The following is a 16,070-nucleotide window of genomic DNA, read 5'->3' as shown; positions in this document are numbered from 1 at the left end:
CGCCGGCAGGCACATGGCCGAGGACGGCAGGCATGGGCACAAGATGCCAAAAGGCGCCGACCAGCGATGATCGACAATCCCTAGTCCGCGCGACAGACGAAAGGCAGGATCGGTTCGGTGAAGCCCGCCCCCTTCGTGCACCACGCACCACGCACCGTCGACGAGGCCGTCGCGACCCTGGCCGAGTTCGGCCACGACGGCAAGATCCTCGCGGGTGGGCAGAGTCTCGTGCCGATCCTCAACATGCGCCTGGCCACGCCGGGCCACATCGTCGACATCAACCGCATCGCCGGCCTGGACACGATCGAGGTGTCTTCCGCGTCGGTTCGGGTCGGTGCGCTCGTGCGGCACACCGCGCTGGAGCGCTCCGAGGAGGCGTATGCCGCATCGCCGGTCCTGCGCGAAGCGCTGGGCTACGTCGCCCACCCGGTCATCCGCAACCGCGGCACGACGGTCGGGTCGCTCGCCCACGCGGACGCGGCGGGCGAGCTGCCTGCCGTCCTCGCTCTCACGGACGGCTACGTCGAGGCGGTAGGGCCGACCGGCATACGTGACGTCCACTGGCCCGACTTCTTCCGCGGCCCGCTGGAGACCGCACTCGGCCACGACGAGCTCGCGGTCGCGGCCCGGTTCGGGCGCTTCGCCGGGGGCACAGGGACGGCGTTCGAGGAGGTGGCCCGCCGCCACGGCGACTACGCGCTCGCCGGGGTTGCCGTTGCGCTGACGGTGACCGATGGCGTGGTCACGGGCGCACGAGCCTCGTTCGTCTCCGTCACCGAGGTCCCTTCGGTGCTCGACCTCGGCCCGGTCCTCGGCGAGGTCACGGCCGAGCCGGCGTCCGCGGCCTGGGTGGCCGCGGTCGATGCGGCAGCCGAGGCCGTGCGTGGCCACGTCGAACCGGAGTCGGACATCCATGCGACCGCCGAGTATCGCCGGATGCTGGCGGGCGAGCTGACGCGGCGTGCCCTCCGCAGAGCCGTCGAGAGGGCCACCGACCACCCTGCACCGAACGCGGGGTTCGGTGCCGAAAGCGGTGTCACACCGATGAGCTCGACACCGAACACCGTGTTCGGGCAGGAAGGGAGGTCGTGATGGGCGGCTATGAGGCCGAGGCGACGGCGGAGACGCTGCACGACGTGAGCGTCACGGTGAACGGGGTCCGCCACTCTGCGTCCGTCCCGGCCAGGCGCCTGCTGTCCGACTTCCTGCGGCACGACCTGGAGCTGACCGGCACGCATGTCGGCTGCGAGCACGGCGTATGCGGTGCCTGCACGGTCCTCGTCGACGGGGCGCCGATGCGCTCCTGCCTCATGTTCGCCGTCACGGCGCAGGACCACGAGATCACCACGGTCGAAGGGCTCGCGTCCGCGCCGGACGCCCGGGAGCTGCCGAGCGGGCACGTGATGAGCCCGGTCCAGCAGGCCTTCGCCGAGTGCCACGGGCTGCAGTGCGGCTTCTGCACTCCCGGTTTCCTCACGACGGTCACGGCATACCTCGAGGAGAACCCGTCGCCGACCGCGGAGGACGCGCGTGACGCCATCTCGGGGAACCTGTGCCGGTGCACCGGCTACCAGAACATCGTCAAGAGCGTCCTGCGCGCTGGGGAGATCCGAGCCGAGCGGCATACCCTTGTCGGAGAAGGGGACCCGGCATGACGACACAGATGTTCGGGGCGCCGGTCAAGCGCAAGGAGGATCCGCGGCTGGTCACCGGCGGCGGGCGGTTCCTCGACGACCTCGGCCACCACGCCCTGGCCGCCGCGTTCGTCCGCAGCCCGCACGCCCACGCGCGGATCGTCGACGTGGACGCGACGGACGCGGTCGATGTCGAGGGCGTTGTCGGCATCTACGTCCACGAGGACCTGCCCGGACGCGTCGGTGAGCCCCTCCCGCTGCTCATCCCGCACCCGACGCTGACGCACGGCCGCACCGGCTACGCCCTGGCCAAGGGCGAGGTCAACCACGTCGGCGAGCCGGTCGTCATGGTCGTCGCAACGGACCGCTACGTCGCGGAGGACGCCTGCCAGCGGATCCGCGTCAGGTACGCACCGCTGCCGGTCGTCGTGGGCATCGAGGCGGCGCGCGACGCGGAAAGGCTTGTGCACGAGGACGTTCCGGGCAACGTCGCCGCCCACATGACGCAGGAGGTGGGCGACGTCGACGCTGCGATGTCCGCCGCCCCGCACACCCTCACCCTCGACCTCGACATCGAGCGCAGCGCCAGCACGCCGCTGGAGGGTCGCGGGGTCTACGCCCGATGGGACGACGAGAAGGGCGAGCTGCGGATGTACTCGTCCACGCAGACCTCCACGGGCGTCCGCGCGGCGGTCGCCGCCAAGCTGGACCTGCCGCTGGCCAAGGTCGAGTGCATCGCGCCCGACGTGGGCGGCGGCTTCGGGGTGAAGATCGTCCACCCCTGGCCGGAGGAGGTGCTGGTCCCATGGGCAGCGCGGCTGCTCGACCGTCCGGTGAAGTGGACCGAGGACCGGCGTGAGCACTTCGTCGCCGCCGCGCACGAGCGTGGCCAGCTCCAAAAGGTGACAGTGGGATTCGACGACGACGGCCGGCTGCTCGCCCTCGACGTCAAGCTGTGGCACGACAACGGCGCCTACACGCCCTACGGCATCATCGTGCCCATCATCACCTCGACCCAGCTGCTCGGGCCGTACAAGCCGGGCACCTACCGGTGCGAGTTCTGGTCGCTCTACACGAACACCGTCCTCGTCACGCCCTACCGGGGCGCCGGCCGCCCGCAGGGATGCTTTGCCATGGAGCGCACCATGGACGCCATCGCCGACGAGCTCGGCCTCGACCGGGCGGAGGTCCGCTCCCGCAACTTCATCCTCCCGGCCGAGATGCCCTACGACCACGGGCTGCTGTTCCAGGACGGGCGGCCGCTCAAGTACGACTCCGGCGACTTCCCCGCAACCCTGGCCAAGCTCAAGGAGCTCGTCGGGTGGGACGACTTCGCCGAGTACCGCGCCGCGGCGCAGGCGCAGGGGCGGCGCGTCGGCCTCGGGATCGGCTGCTACGTGGAGGGCACGGGCGTCGGACCCTACGAGGGCGGTCACATCCAGATCGAGACGAGCGGCCGGGTGAACGTGTCGACGGGCCTGACCTCGCAGGGCCAGGGCCACGAGACGGTCTTCGCGCAGATCGTCGCCGAGGAGCTCGGTGTCCGTCTCGAGGACGTCTTCGTGACGACCGGTGACACCCGGAAGATGGCGTATGCCGTGGGCACCTTCGCATCGCGAGCCGCGGTCATGAGCGGCAGCGCGATCGCGCTGGCGGCGCGCAACGTCCGCGCCAAGGCGCTGAAGATCGCCGCTGACGCCCTCGAGGTGTCGCCGGACGACCTCGAGATCGTGGAGGGGACCGTACGGGTCAAGGGCGCGCCGTCGACGTCGATGTCGCTCGGGACGGTGTCGGTGCTGTCCAACCCGCTCCGGTACGCGTTCGACGAGGCCGCGCAGGCCGCCACCCAGTTCGCTGGGACCTTCGACCCGGACAAGCCGCCGGTCGCCGACGACGAGGAGCCCGGTCTCGAGGGCAAGGACTTCTACTCCCCCACACAGGCGACGTTCGCCAACGGCATGCATGCGGCCGTCGTGGAGACCGACCCAGTGACGGCAGAGATCCGGATCCTGCGCTACTGCGTCATCCACGACTGCGGCCCGATGATCAACCCGATGATCGTCGAGGGCCAGGTGCATGGCGGCGTGGCCCAGGGCGTCGGCGGCGCGCTCTACGAGCGGATGAACTACGACGGGTCCGGGCAGCTGCTCAACGCGTCGTTCATGGACTTCCTCATGCCCTACGCCTCCGAGGTGCCCACCATCGAGACCGACCACCTCGAAACCCCGTCACCTCTGAACCCCTTGGGGATCAAGGGAGCCGGCGAGGCTGGCTGCATCCCCGTGACGGCGGTCATCGCTTCGGCGATCGAGGATGCCGAGGGCTTCCCGATCACCCGGATGCCGATCTCGCCCAACGACCTGTGGGAGCTGCGCCGCCGCCACGAGGCCGGCGACATCCCCTCCCTCCACCGTGCCACGACCGGCCCGAGCGGCAGCGACGCCGCGAGAACGAAGGAGCCCTCATGAAGATCACTGGATCGGCCAACCTCGCCGCCGAGCCGCAGCAGGTGTGGGACGCCTTCCACGACCCGGCCGTCCTCGCCCGGTGTCTCCCGGGGTGCAACCGCCTCACCGAGCTGGGACCCGACCGCTACGCCATGACGGTGACCGCCGGCGTCGCGGCGATCAAGGGTACCTATGACGGCGAGGTCGCGCTGCTCGACCCACAGCACCCCGAGATGTTCACGATGAAGGCGTCGGGCGCCGGCGCGCCGGGCACGGTCGACGCAGACGTCGTCGTGCGGCTGGCCCCGGCCGCGAGCGGAGGCACCGAGCTGACGTACGACGCCGACGCGGCCGTGGGCGGCATGATCGGCGGGGTCGGGCAGCGGATGCTCGCAGGAGTCACCCGCAAGATGGCCGGTCAGTTCTTCGCTGCGGTCGACGCCGACATCGCGGGCGTCGCCGCACCGTTCGCCGTCGTCGGTGCCGCGTCGCCCGCTACCCCGGTGGCGACCGTCGGCACCAGCGCGCCCGGCGCGGCGAACGGCATACCCGCCGCGGTGAGCGCGCCTGGGGGCGGGGTGGGGACGGTGTATGCCGGCCGGTCGGCCACGCAGGAGAGGTCGCGCATGCGCGACTACGCCCTGGGCGTCGTCTCCGGCGGGGCCGTCGCGATCGTCGGCGTCGTCGTCGGCTGGGCGATCGGGAGGGGCTGACATGCGTGCCTTCACGGCTGCAGCCGTCCAGGTGGCCCCCTATCCGGGCCCGCTGACCGAACGCTCCGTCCGCGAGAACGTCTCCCGGTGTGTGGAGCTCACGCGGCGGTGCGTCGACGCGACGGGTGCCGAGCTGGTCGTTCTCCCCGAGACCGCGACGACGGGCTTCACCCCGGGGCGCACCAAGGACGAGCTCTGGGACCTCATGACCGAGCTGCCCGGCGCGTTGCTCGAGCCGTTCCAGGAGGTGGCCCGCGAGACCGGGGCGCACGTCTGCGTCGGCACCTACGAGCGCGGGCCCGAGCGGGGCATCGTCTACAACTCCTCCGTGCTGGTCGACCCCTCCGGTGCGCTGCTCGGGGTCTATCGGAAGACCCACCCGTTCTGCTCCGAGATCGTGACCAACGGCGGCTGGGTGACACCAGGCGACACCGTCACCGTGTGCGACACGGACCTGGGCCGGATCGGGATGATCATCTGCTTCGACGGCGACTACCCTGAGCTCTCGCGCATCCAGGCCGTGCAAGGCGCGGAGGTGATCTGCCGGCCCTCGGCCCTGCTGCGCTCGGCCGACATCTGGGACCTCACCTCGCGGGCCCGAGCCTATGACAACCATGTCTACGTCGTCGGTGCGAACGCCGTCGGGGCCGACCCGGCCGGTGCCCTCTACTTCGGCAACTCCCACATCGTGACGCCCATCGGGCACATCGTGGCCAAGGCCGCCACGCACGAGGGCTGGGTCTCGGCCCGCCTCGACCCGGCAGAGGCTCTGGCCTCGCTGACTCCCGGATCCAGCGTCGGGCAGGCCTTCGACCATCTGCGCGACCGCAACCTCGACCTCATCCGCAAGCACCGGGACGAGCTCGAGCGCCCGGCGGAGACGTCGTTCGCCCATGCCCCGATCCACCGCGGCGACGCAGGCTGAGTCGCGTCAGGGGGCGACCGGCCCGGGTTGTGCCTCCGGGCTCGGCGTCCCAGGGTTCGGCGTCCCGGGGTTCGGCGTCCCGGGGCTCGGCGTTTCGGGGCTCGGCGCCTGTGGGGTGGTGGCCCGTGGGGCCGCGGCGGCGGCTCCAGTGGCGGCTGCCCCGGTCTCTGGGACCTCGGTCGCGGTGGCCGCCCAGTCGTAGACGACGGAGGTCCGGAAGAGGATGTCGGCCGCGGAGCGGTTCTCGGGGCTGACCACCACCCAGAACAGGACAAGTGGGACCAGGACGCACAGCGCTGCCCGCAGCAGAGCGACCCCCGGCCGCACCCGGCCGCCGTGCGCATTGACGACACGCAGCCCGAGCAGGCGCGCGCCGTACGTGCGCCCCGTCGTGGCCCAGGCCAGTGCCAGATAGATGATGAGCAGACCGAGCAGGGCTGCGAACAGCACCGCGAAGGGCACGTCGATGAAGCTGAACGTGCGCGGGTCGACGACGAAGACGAAGCCGACCACAGCGGCATACCCCATAGCGACGCCGAGGATCCCGATCGCGAGGTCCACGCAGGCCGCGAGCACGCGGGTCACGATGCCGGCGCGGTGCCCTTGGACCGAACGCAGCCCCTTGGGCACGATGAGCAGCGCGGTGGCGTCGTGCGGTGGAGTCGGCGATGGTGTCTGCATGGCGCCCTCACTCCGTCGCCGGCGGAGGGCCGGCGTCCGTTGGGCTGGAGTCTGCTCGGCCGGAGTCGGCGCTGCCGGACTCTGCTGGAGCGGGCCCTGACGGGCCGGACGCGGGCGGTGCGTCCGGTGCAGGCGCGGCCGCGGAGACGTCCGCGCCATTGGGGCCCGAGCCGGCGATCGCGGCTGGGATCGGCTCGACGGTCACCAGCAGGGGGACGTGGTTGACGGACCCGGGCGCGCGGTTGGGCCGGCGCAGCAGCCGGTCGACGATGTGGGCCACCCGCTCGTCCGCGCTGATCCCCTGGCGCCGGACCTCCCGAATGCCCTCTGAGGCCATCGATCCCGTCGAGCTGCGGATGATCCCCGGCAGGTCGATGCCCTCGACGATGAACTCGGCAATCTCGATGAGGTCGACCTTGGCGATGATGGCGTCGATGTCGAGCCGGTCGACGATCGCGCCGATGTCGACCCGCGCCACGATCGCGTCGATGTCGAGCCGGTCCACGATCGCGTCGATATCGAGCCGGTCGACGATCGCGCCGATGTCGATCCGGTCGACGATCGCATCGAGGTCGACCCGCGCCACGATCGCGTCGATGTCGAGCCGGTCGACGATCGCGTCGATATCGAGCCGGTCGACGATCGCGCCGATGTCGACCCGTGACACGATCTCGTCGATGTCGAGCCGGTCCACGATCGACTCGATGTCGACCCGCCCGACGATCGCGTCGATGTCCACGTCCTCGACGATGGCGTTGAGGTCCACGTTGCTGCGGACGATGTCAGTGAGGTCGACGAGCCGAAGCGCCCTGTCGACGACGATCGGCGCGACGTGGAACGCAAGCAGCCGGAGGCGGTCGGTCGACTGCCACCGCCACATCGTCCCGGTCTCCACGAGGTCGGTGGCCCATCGCTGCCCCGCCACACCCTGCACCACGCCTCGGGTCAGCTCGAGCGGCAGCTCGAGCAGAGGCGTCAACGGAGCCGCCACGGAACGCAGGGTCAACCGTGCGATCCGGGCCTGGTCAGCAGCCACCACGACCACGCCCAGCATGGCGTCGAGGAGGGCGGAGGCGGCCTGTGCGAGACCCTCCGCGGTCGAGTGCCTGTCCGAAGGCGATGGTCCCGAGGGTCCGGTGGCCACGTTGGCACCTCCTCGTCAGGGAGGATCGTGTGAGAGGACTCAATCGTGCGGGTCCGCTGGACCACGCCGCGTCATCCCCCACGGGTGATCCCGACGACGGGTCTCGGTGTCGGCCGAGAACGTCCCTGGACATCACGCCCAGCGGACCCTGAGCCCGGAACGCGAGGCGTACTGTGGGCGAGTCCCGCCTCGGCCAGCGCGGGCACGTCGGGCCGTGCCACAAAGTCCATGAGATCACTCATGCCTGCTGGCACACGCGGGGCAACCGGCGGGACGAAGCCCGCCTTGTGCGGCACGTTCTCAGTGCCGCTCCACACCTGGCCGTCTCGATAGCTGCCGGCGCCCGCCGGCTCGGTGTCGCGCATCAGCGCCCACCCATGCCCACCGTCGAGTGGGCGCCCCATCCCACCCGTCCCAGCGGAAGCCGGCATTCCGCTGGAGCTCGTGGGACGGAGCGCCCACTCGACCATGAGGGGCTCGAGATCCAGAAACACTGAGCCGATGGTGGGCTCCCGGCCCGCTCGGCTGGCGGCTGCCACCCGAGGCGCCATGCCTGGGCGGTTTGCGGGATGGCGAGGGTTGGCACCAGGACCTCGATCCGTTGGCAGTTTGTGACAACGCAGACGTCGCCGGAGCGCCGGTTGAATCCTGACCATGACTGGTGGGCTGACTGGTGGGCTGACAGATGGGCTGACTGACGAGGCGACGGGTGGGCCGAGGGAACCGCGGCGGATCCGCATCGGCATCGACACGGGCGGGACGTTCACCGACGTCGTCGCCCTCGACGAGGACTCCGGCGAGCTGGTGACCACCAAGACCCCGTCGACCCCGGCCAACCCGGCAGACGGTTTCATCAACGGCGTACGCAAGGTGCTGGACCTGATGGGCGCCTCGGGTGAGGACGTCACGGCCGTGTCGCACGGCACGACCGTCGCGACCAACAAGCTCCTCGAGGGCAAGGTCGAGGCGCTGGGGTTCATCACGACCGAGGGCTACGAGTTCGTGCTCGAGATCGCCCGCCAGGCGGTGCCCGACGGCTACGGCAACTCGTACTTCTGGGTCAAACCCCCGCGGATCGTCCCCGCTGACCGCGTCAAGACGGTAGGTGGCCGGATCGACTTCGAGGGCAAGGAGATCCGCCCGTTCGACGCAGAAGACGCGGTCAGGGCGGCGCGGTGGTTCCGCGACCGCGGGATCACCACGATCGGAGTCTGCCTGCTCCATTCCTACGCCAACGACGCCCACGAGCGCGCCCTGCGCGACATCCTGAGGCGTGAGCACCCGGACGCCGTCGTCTCGATCAGCTCGGAGGTCCTGCGCGAGTACCGCGAGTACGAACGCTCGATGACGACGCTCGTCGACGCGGCGGTGAAGCCGAACGTCTCGCGGTACGTCTCGAACATCCACGCGCGCCTCGACCAGTTCACGGGTGGGTCGCCGATCCCGTTCTACGTCATGAAGTCCAACGGTGGCGTGCTGTCCGCCGACGAGGTCGTCCACCAGCCGATCACGACTGTCCTGTCAGGGCCGGCCGCGGGCGCGCTCGGCGCGGGCCTCATCGCAAGCCGAGCCGGGTTCGACAAGGTCCTCACCTGCGACGGCGGGGGCACGTCGACGGACGTGTCGGTCGTGCTCGGCGGGGAGCCCACGCTGACGACGGAGGGCACGGTCGGGGCGTACCCGAGCAAGATCCCGATGATCGACGTCGTCACCGTTGGTGCCGGAGGCGGGTCCATCGCGTGGATCTCACCCGAGGGCACCCTCAAGGTCGGACCGCAGTCGGCGGGTGCGGACCCAGGGCCGCTGTGCTACGCCAAGGGCGGCACCGAGCCGACGATCACCGACGCCCACGTCACGCTCGGGCGCATCCCGCCGCACCTGCTCGGCGGTGAGATCCCACTCGATGTCGAGGCCGCACGCTCCGGGATCAGCGCGCTGGCCGAGCGGCTCGGACTCGACTTCGAGCACTGCGCCACCGGCATCCTCGAGATCTCCGCGTGGAACCAGGCCAACGCGCTCCGCCAGGTGTCGGTGAAGCGCGGGCTCGATGTCCGCGACTTCATGCTCGCGACGTTCGGGGGGTCGGGCTCGCTGCTCGCCTGCCGCCTCGTCGACATCCTCGGGCTGGCCGGCGTCGTCGTCCCGCAGAACCCCGGAAACGTCTCGGCCTTCGGCCTGCTCACGGTCGACGTCAAGAACGACTACGTGCAGACGGCAGTCGCCAAGCACCGGTCCCTCGACCACGCCGCCGTCCAGAAGACCTTCGACGAGCTGACCGACCGCGCAGCCAAGGCCCTTGATGCAGAAGGCTTCCCACGCGAGTCGCACCGTTACGTGCGCACCGTCGACCTGCGGTACTTCGGCCAGGCCTACGAGGTCCGCGTCCCCGCCCCCGACGGCCCTGTCGACGAGCGGTATGCCGCTGCCGTGGCCGACCGCTTCCACGACGAGCACCGCGCGCTCTACGGCTACGACTTCCGCGGCGACGACACGCAGCAGGTGGAGTGGGTCAACCTGCGCGTCACCGGGATCGGCCCGATCACACGCCCGGAGCTGCGCGAGATCCCTTCTGCCCCGGACGGTTCCGCGGCGATGCCGGACATCGAGCGGCGCGCGCTCCGGAGCCGACGGCCCGTGTGCTTCGACGCGGCCGACGGCTACATCGACACGGCCGTCTGGTGGCGGGCGGACCTGCTCGCCGGGGACACCGTGAGCGGCCCCGCCATCATCGAGGAGTTCGGCTCCACGGTGCCTGTCCACCCGGGTTTCGGCGTACGTGTCGACACCTTGGGCAACCTCGTCATCACGAAGGAAGGGGTCTGAGATGAGCTTCTCCCCCGTCAACCCGGCTGGGCTGCCCACGGCATACGAGCACGGCAACCGGCTCACCCCCGAAGGAACGACCGTCGACCCGATCCTCGTCGAGATCGTCGAGGGCACGCTTGCGAGCGTCGAGATGGAGGTCGAGACGGCCATCGCGCGCACGTCACGGTCGCCGATGATCCGCGACGCACACGACTTCCGCGCCGGCATACACGACCGGCAGCTGCGCAAGCTCACGGGCCGTTCCTACAGCGCGCTCGTGCACCCCGTCGTGCGCGACTTCCCCCTCGCCGAGATGAGCGAGGGCGACGTGTTCTTCCACAACGACGTCTACGAGTCGGAGGGCGGCATCGGACACCTGCCCGACCTGTGCGTCACCGTGCCCGTCTTCTCCGACGGCGAGGTGGTCGCCTTCGTGCAGGCGTTCGGACACCACGACGACATCGGTGGAGCGGTGCCTGGGTCGATGCCGAGCAACGCGACGACGGTGTTCGAGGAAGGCCTCTCCGTCCCGCCGATCAAGCTGTGGGACAAAGGATCTCCCAACCAGGCGGCTCTACGGATCATGACGCGCAACAGCCGGATGCCCGACAGCCTGGCCGCCGACCTCGATGCCGAGTGCTCCGCCTGCCTCATGGGCGCGCGGCGGCTCTCCGAGCTCTTCGAGCGCTACGGTCACGACACCATCGAGGCAGCCTTCGACGCGATCCTCGACAAGACCACCGAGACGTACCGGCGGGAGATCCTCAGCAAGATCCCCGACGGCACCTACGTCTGGGAGGACTACGCCGAGCACGACGGCGTCGACGAACCCAAGCTGCACACGCAGCGGATCACCCTGACGAAGAGCTCGACCGGTGGTCCCGGCCGCTCGGACCTCTACCCCGACGGCGGCCCCAGGCTCGTCATCGACTTCACCGGCACGGCTCCGCAGGCCAAGGGCCCGATCAACCACTGCGGCGACTACGTCGGCGGCAACTTCCTCAAGAAGTGGCTCGCGCCGATCCTTCGCAACCTCGCCGACACCCCCGAGCGCATGGCCGAGCTCGACGTCAACGAGGGTGTGGTGCCGCTCATCGAGATGCGGTTCCCCGAGAAGGGCACGCTGCTCACCCCGATCTACCCGGCACCGACGAACGCCCGGACCTTCGTCATCCTTCGCCTGCTCGGCGTGCTCGCCGGCGTCGTGGCCAAGGCCGTCGACGGACGCATGCCGGCCGACCAGGAGACGATCCGCTACACCGGCGTCTACGGCAAGGACCGCGACGGCAACGACTACCTCATGCGCGAGGTGCTCGGCGGCGGCTCGGGTGGTCGCTACTACGCCGACGGCGAGGACACCATCCACGTCGTGCCCGACAGCCGGAACCTGCCGACCGAGTTCACCGAGAGCCGGTTCCCGTTCCTCGTCGAGCGTCTCGGGCTCGCCGTCGACTCCGGCGGCGCGGGCCGGTATCGCGGCGGCCTCGGCTACGAGAAGCACATCCGGATGCTCGAGGATGCACACTTCATGTCGATCGCCGACCGGTCGATCCTGTCGTGCTGGGGCGTCAAGGGTGGCCGGGCGGGTCGTCCGTTCGAGGTCACGATCGACGTGGGCGGGCCCGACGAGCGGGTCGTCGACGCACTAGCCAACGCCGAGACGGTCCGGGCCGGCCAGGTCATCCGGATCCGCACCACCGGCGGCGGCGGCTGGGGCGACCCCCTCGACCGGCCGTACGACGAGGTGGAGCGCGACCTGCGTTGGGGCAAGGTGTCGTTCGAGGGCGCGCGCAGCGACTACGGCGTCGTCGCGAGCGGAGACCGTGACGCGCCGGTGGTCGACGTCGAGGCCTCCGAGGCGCTGCGGGCCTCCCTGCGCTCAGCACGCGATGCCGAGCCGCAGCCGTTCTTCGACCGAGGGCCCGGCTACGCCCGGCTCACCGACGGAGCCCGATCTGCGGAGTACGACTGGCTGTGACCCCGTCTGCCCGACGCGGCGATGGACGGGGTCGGCGCCGTCTACCACCTGGCCCCGAACGTCCACCCGGACGAAGTAGTCATCGCATCGAGAGTTGTCGAGTCTGCCTGTGCCGCAGGCGTTTCGCGGTTCGCCTTCCACTCCGTGCTGCATCCCCACGACACGTCAATGCCGCACCATCTGCGCAAGGCGGAGGCGGAGCGGGCGGTCCGCGCCCGACTCGGCGCGGCCACGGTCCTGCGCCCAGCGGCATACCACCAGAACCTCGTCGAGGCTGCGCTACGCGGCCGGCTCGAGGTCCCCTACTCGGTGGACACGCGCTTCACCAACGTCGACCTCGACGACATCGCCGAGGTGGCCGCGCTCGTCCTGAGCGACCAGCGTCACGCGGGCGCGACCTATGACCTCGCCGGACCCGAGGCACTCTCTGTGCGCGAGCTCGCCGGCACCGCGAGTGCGACGCTCGGACGACCGGTCGATGCCACCACGCAAGCGATCGGCGACTGGCTCGCAGGCCCCGGTGCCGGCCTTCCCCGCCAGGCCCGCGACGACCTCGCCGCGATGTTCCGGGCCTACGACCGCGACGGCCTGGTCGGGGACTCCACCACTCTCGCGGACCTGCTCGGACGCCCTCCGCACACCTGGGGCGAGGTGCTCAGGACCGCCTCGACGGCCTCGGCGAGATAGGCTCGAAGGAGGGCGGGTCCAGGTCGAAGCCGGAACCGGCAGAAGGAGTCACCGTGGGACTGGGAGTTCTCCTGGCAGTGATCGGCGCGATCCTCACCTTTGCGGTGCGCGCCCACACCTCCGTCATCAACATCACGGTGGTCGGCATCATCCTCATGGTCGCGGGAGCCGGGCTGATCATCCATGCCCGCCGCGGCACTCGTCACGAGCGCATCGTGACGCGCGAGGAGGTCCAGCCGGGCTCGTCGACGCCGACACAGACCGTGACCAGGGTCATCGAGGAGCGCGAGATCGAGTAGCGGTCCCGAGGCCTGGAGTCGTCTCTGACCTCAGGTACGTCTCACCAGCTCGACCGGCACTCCGAATCCGCCGTCACCGCTACATAGCTGTCGATTTTGACAGTTCTCTCAGTGAGTCGGCACGGCTGGGCAACGCCATCTCAGTCGCTTCCCCAGCGATGGCCACGGCGGCCACCGATCCGACAATAAGTGCGAGTTTCCTGCCCCTCATGGTCGTCGACGTGCCTTTCTGGTGCGCTGTCGGGCCCGATGACCCGAGGCAACACTGACAGGAAGTGGGGGAGGCGTCAAGCATATAGCACGTACCGCTCATCATACTTGCGGCAGGTAAGGCAGATTCGACAGATTCAGCACCAGGCAACGCACGAGCCCTGGCTCATCCAACGGGGACAAGTGACAACGAGGCGGGCTCGGTTGGGCAGGAGGTGACAACGCGCGCGCTCGACGCGGCTCCCTACGCTCTCGTCATGACGAGCGATGCCCGCGGGCGCCACCTGGACGGAGACCCTCGATGAGGGTGCTCGTCGCGCTGGGGGGCAACGCCATGACGGGCCCCGACGGCAGTGCCACGCCGCTGGCGCAGCGCACCGCCATCGCTGCGGCCATGGAGCACGTCGCCGAGCTCGTCGAGGCAGGACACGAGGTCGTGCTCACCCATGGCAACGGGCCGCAGGTGGGCAACCTCCTGGTCAAGAACGAGCTCGCTGCCCACGTCGTCCCGCCCGTCCCGCTCGACTGGTGCGGCGCTCAGACGCAGGGGACGATCGGCTTCACGATGCTCGACACTCTCGAGGCGTCGCTGGCCGCCCGCGGCATCTCACGGCCTGTCGCCGCGCTCGTCAGCCGCACGCTCGTCGAGGCCGACGACCCCGGGTTCACCCACCCCACCAAGCCGATCGGCCGGTATCTCACCCGGGAGCAGGCGCAGCAGCTCATCGACCACGGCGAGCGCTGGGAGGACCGCGGCGAGAAGGGGTGGCGTCGTGTCGTGGCGTCCCCCGAACCCGTCGAGGTGCTCGAGACGTCCACCCTGCTCACGCTGCTCGACGCGGGCTACATCGTGGTCGCGGCCGGCGGTGGCGGCATACCGGTCGTGCGCGGCCCACACGGGCGGGTCCACGGCGTCGAGGCGGTCATCGACAAGGATCTGACCGCCGCACTGCTCGCCCGGTCGGTCCACGCCGACGTCCTCGTCATCGCCACCGACGTCGCCCACGCCGTCGCCGCCTACGGCACCCCCGAGGCTCGCGAGCTCGGCCACGTCAGCCTCGAGGAGATGGAGAGGTATGCCGCCGAAGGCCACTTCGCGTCGGGCTCCATGGGACCGAAGGTCGAGGCCGCTCTCCGTTTCGTGCGCGCTGGCGGCAGCCGCTCGGTGATCACCGCTCTCGAGCTCATCGCCGAGGCCGTCGACGGGCGGATCGGCACCGTGATCGAAGACTCTTCTGCCCCAATCGAACCCAGCACTCCAGCAGACCCAGCAGCAGAAAGGTGAGTCCCGTGCCCGACGCCATTGAGGTACGCAAGGTCCCCATCCACTCGGTCGCCGACGCGAGCGAGCTCGCCAAGCTCATCGACGACGGTGTCATGGAGGCCGGGCGGGTCATCGCCATCATCGGCAAGACCGAGGGCAACGGCGGCGTCAACGACTACACCCGCATCATCGCCGACCGCGCCTTCCGCGAGGTGCTCGTCGCCAAGGGCGCACCGGCCGAGCAGGTGAAGCAGGTGCCGATCGTCTGGTCCGGTGGCACCGACGGCGTCATCAGCCCGCACGCCACGGTCTTCGCGACGCTGCCTCCCGAGCGGGCCGAGCAGTCCGACGACCTGCGGCTCACGGTCGGCTTCGCGATGAGCGAGCCGATCAAGCCGGAGGAGATCGGCTACGTCGCGATGATCGAGAAGGTCGCGGACGCCGTGAAGGTGGCCATGGAGCGCGCGGGCATCACGGACCCCGCCGACGTGCACTACGTGCAGACCAAGACGCCACTGCTCACGATCCACACGATCCGCGACGCGAAGTCGCGCGGTCACCAGGTCTGGACCGAGCACACCCACGAGTCGATGGACCTGTCCAACGGGACCACGGGCCTCGGCATCGCCGTGGCCCTCGGCGAGATCGAGATGCCCACCGACGCCGACGTCATGCACAACAGGTCGCTCTACTCGTCCGTGGCCTCCTGCTCCTCGGGAGTCGAGCTCGACCAGGCGCAGGTCGTCGTCGTCGGCAACGCGCGAGGCGTCGGCGGTCGATACCGTATCGGCCACTCGGTCATGCAGGATGCCCTCGACGCCGACGGCATCTGGGCGGCGATCAAGGACGCCGGGCTCGACCTGCCCGAGCGGGCGCACTCGACCGACATCGACGGCCGACTCGTCAACGTCTTCCTCAAGTGCGAGGTCAGCCAGGACGGCACCGTCCACGGCCGCCGCAACGCGATGCTGGACGACTCCGACGTGCACTGGCACCGCCAGATCAAGTCGTGTGTCGGCGGCGTCACCGCATCGGTCACCGGTGACCCTGCGGTCTTCGTGTCCGTATCGGCCGCTCATCAGGGTCCCGACGGTGGCGGTCCGGTAGCGGCCATCGTCGACCTCGGCGAGGGCGAACCGACCGGCTACCGCTGGACCCGCACCCCCTGACCCGGCACGCAATCCCCGGCAACACACCCCCTGACCTGCACCCCTGGCCCGGGCGCACTCCTCGGCAACACACCCGGAAACCGCGAGCTCCTGCTGGTTGCAACCAGCAGGAGC

At 70.1% G+C, this 16,070-nt stretch carries 13 protein-coding genes; 11 read left to right on the top strand and 2 right to left on the bottom strand.

What is annotated here, in order from left to right; genetic code table 11:
* The first annotated feature begins 117 nt into the window (after positions 1 to 117).
* Genes ACWEOW_RS24040 through ACWEOW_RS24020 form a run of 5 tightly spaced genes read left to right on the top strand, consistent with a single transcriptional unit; the run spans position 118 to position 5,719 of the window.
* A complete protein-coding gene (locus ACWEOW_RS24040; RefSeq protein WP_452271779.1) occupies positions 118 to 1,092 on the top strand; it encodes an FAD binding domain-containing protein in 975 nt (324 codons plus the stop codon).
* Entirely contained in the window at positions 1,092 to 1,655 is a 564-nt protein-coding gene (locus ACWEOW_RS24035; protein ID WP_452271778.1) for a (2Fe-2S)-binding protein, read from the top strand. Before ACWEOW_RS24040 ends, ACWEOW_RS24035 begins: the two co-directional genes overlap by 1 nt.
* Positions 1,652 to 4,102 (top strand): aerobic carbon-monoxide dehydrogenase large subunit, encoded by a 2,451-nt coding sequence (gene cutA / locus ACWEOW_RS24030; RefSeq protein ID WP_452271777.1) that lies wholly within the window; start codon positions 1,652 to 1,654, stop codon positions 4,100 to 4,102. Before ACWEOW_RS24035 ends, cutA begins: the two co-directional genes overlap by 4 nt.
* Positions 4,099 to 4,794 carry an SRPBCC family protein gene (locus tag ACWEOW_RS24025; protein ID WP_452271776.1) on the top strand — a complete coding sequence of 232 codons (696 nt, stop codon included), beginning with the start codon at positions 4,099 to 4,101 and terminating at the stop codon, positions 4,792 to 4,794. The genes cutA and ACWEOW_RS24025 overlap by 4 nt, the downstream gene beginning before the upstream one ends.
* 1 nt (position 4,795) lies before the next feature.
* Positions 4,796 to 5,719, top strand: coding sequence for a carbon-nitrogen hydrolase family protein (locus ACWEOW_RS24020; protein ID WP_452271775.1), 924 nt, complete (start codon positions 4,796 to 4,798; stop codon positions 5,717 to 5,719).
* Positions 5,720 to 5,725: 6 nt separating this feature from the next.
* Here ACWEOW_RS24020 and ACWEOW_RS24015 read toward each other — a convergent pair whose 3' ends face one another.
* Positions 5,726 to 6,400 carry an RDD family protein gene (locus tag ACWEOW_RS24015; RefSeq protein WP_452271774.1) on the bottom strand — a complete coding sequence of 225 codons (675 nt, stop codon included), beginning with the start codon at positions 6,398 to 6,400 and terminating at the stop codon, positions 5,726 to 5,728.
* A 7-nt stretch (positions 6,401 to 6,407) separates the two neighbouring features.
* Complete coding sequence (locus tag ACWEOW_RS24010) at positions 6,408 to 7,544, bottom strand: hypothetical protein (RefSeq protein WP_452271773.1); 1,137 nt, start codon at positions 7,542 to 7,544, stop codon at positions 6,408 to 6,410.
* Between the two features lie 654 nt (positions 7,545 to 8,198).
* Here ACWEOW_RS24010 and ACWEOW_RS24005 point away from each other — a divergent pair.
* From ACWEOW_RS24005 to bar, 6 genes are all read left to right on the top strand, one after another.
* Entirely contained in the window at positions 8,199 to 10,367 is a 2,169-nt protein-coding gene (locus ACWEOW_RS24005; protein WP_452271772.1) for a hydantoinase/oxoprolinase family protein, read from the top strand.
* Position 10,368: 1 nt separating this feature from the next.
* A complete protein-coding gene (locus ACWEOW_RS24000; RefSeq protein WP_452271771.1) occupies positions 10,369 to 12,327 on the top strand; it encodes a hydantoinase B/oxoprolinase family protein in 1,959 nt (652 codons plus the stop codon).
* A gap of 21 nt (positions 12,328 to 12,348) precedes the next feature.
* The gene (locus ACWEOW_RS23995; protein ID WP_452271770.1) at positions 12,349 to 13,014 is read left to right on the top strand and encodes an NmrA family NAD(P)-binding protein; all 666 of its coding nucleotides are present in this window, start codon (positions 12,349 to 12,351) and stop codon (positions 13,012 to 13,014) included.
* Between the two features lie 53 nt (positions 13,015 to 13,067).
* Complete coding sequence (locus tag ACWEOW_RS23990; protein WP_452271769.1) at positions 13,068 to 13,313, top strand: DUF6458 family protein; 246 nt, start codon at positions 13,068 to 13,070, stop codon at positions 13,311 to 13,313.
* Between the two features lie 511 nt (positions 13,314 to 13,824).
* A complete protein-coding gene (locus ACWEOW_RS23985; RefSeq protein WP_452271768.1) occupies positions 13,825 to 14,808 on the top strand; it encodes a carbamate kinase in 984 nt (327 codons plus the stop codon).
* Between the two features lie 5 nt (positions 14,809 to 14,813).
* A complete protein-coding gene (bar, locus tag ACWEOW_RS23980) occupies positions 14,814 to 15,956 on the top strand; it encodes a barbiturase (protein WP_452271767.1) in 1,143 nt (380 codons plus the stop codon).
* The last annotated feature ends 114 nt before the right edge of the window (positions 15,957 to 16,070 follow it).

Source organism: Monashia sp. NPDC004114 (genome assembly GCF_053603855.1).
The sequence above is the reverse complement of the archived record's forward strand: the minus strand, read 5'-3'. Positions and strand labels throughout refer to the sequence as shown.

Coding starts and splice junctions, on each gene's coding strand:
- ACWEOW_RS24035 (WP_452271778.1), top strand. CDS start 1,092: ATGGGCGGCTATGAGGCCGAGGCGACGGCGGAGACGCTGCACGACGTG.
- cutA (WP_452271777.1), top strand. CDS start 1,652: ATGACGACACAGATGTTCGGGGCGCCGGTCAAGCGCAAGGAGGATCCG.
- ACWEOW_RS24025 (WP_452271776.1), top strand. CDS start 4,099: ATGAAGATCACTGGATCGGCCAACCTCGCCGCCGAGCCGCAGCAGGTG.
- ACWEOW_RS24020 (WP_452271775.1), top strand. CDS start 4,796: ATGCGTGCCTTCACGGCTGCAGCCGTCCAGGTGGCCCCCTATCCGGGC.
- ACWEOW_RS24015 (WP_452271774.1), bottom strand. CDS start 6,400: ATGCAGACACCATCGCCGACTCCACCGCACGACGCCACCGCGCTGCTC.
- ACWEOW_RS24005 (WP_452271772.1), top strand. CDS start 8,199: ATGACTGGTGGGCTGACTGGTGGGCTGACAGATGGGCTGACTGACGAG.
- ACWEOW_RS24000 (WP_452271771.1), top strand. CDS start 10,369: ATGAGCTTCTCCCCCGTCAACCCGGCTGGGCTGCCCACGGCATACGAG.
- ACWEOW_RS23995 (WP_452271770.1), top strand. CDS start 12,349: ATGGACGGGGTCGGCGCCGTCTACCACCTGGCCCCGAACGTCCACCCG.
- ACWEOW_RS23985 (WP_452271768.1), top strand. CDS start 13,825: ATGAGGGTGCTCGTCGCGCTGGGGGGCAACGCCATGACGGGCCCCGAC.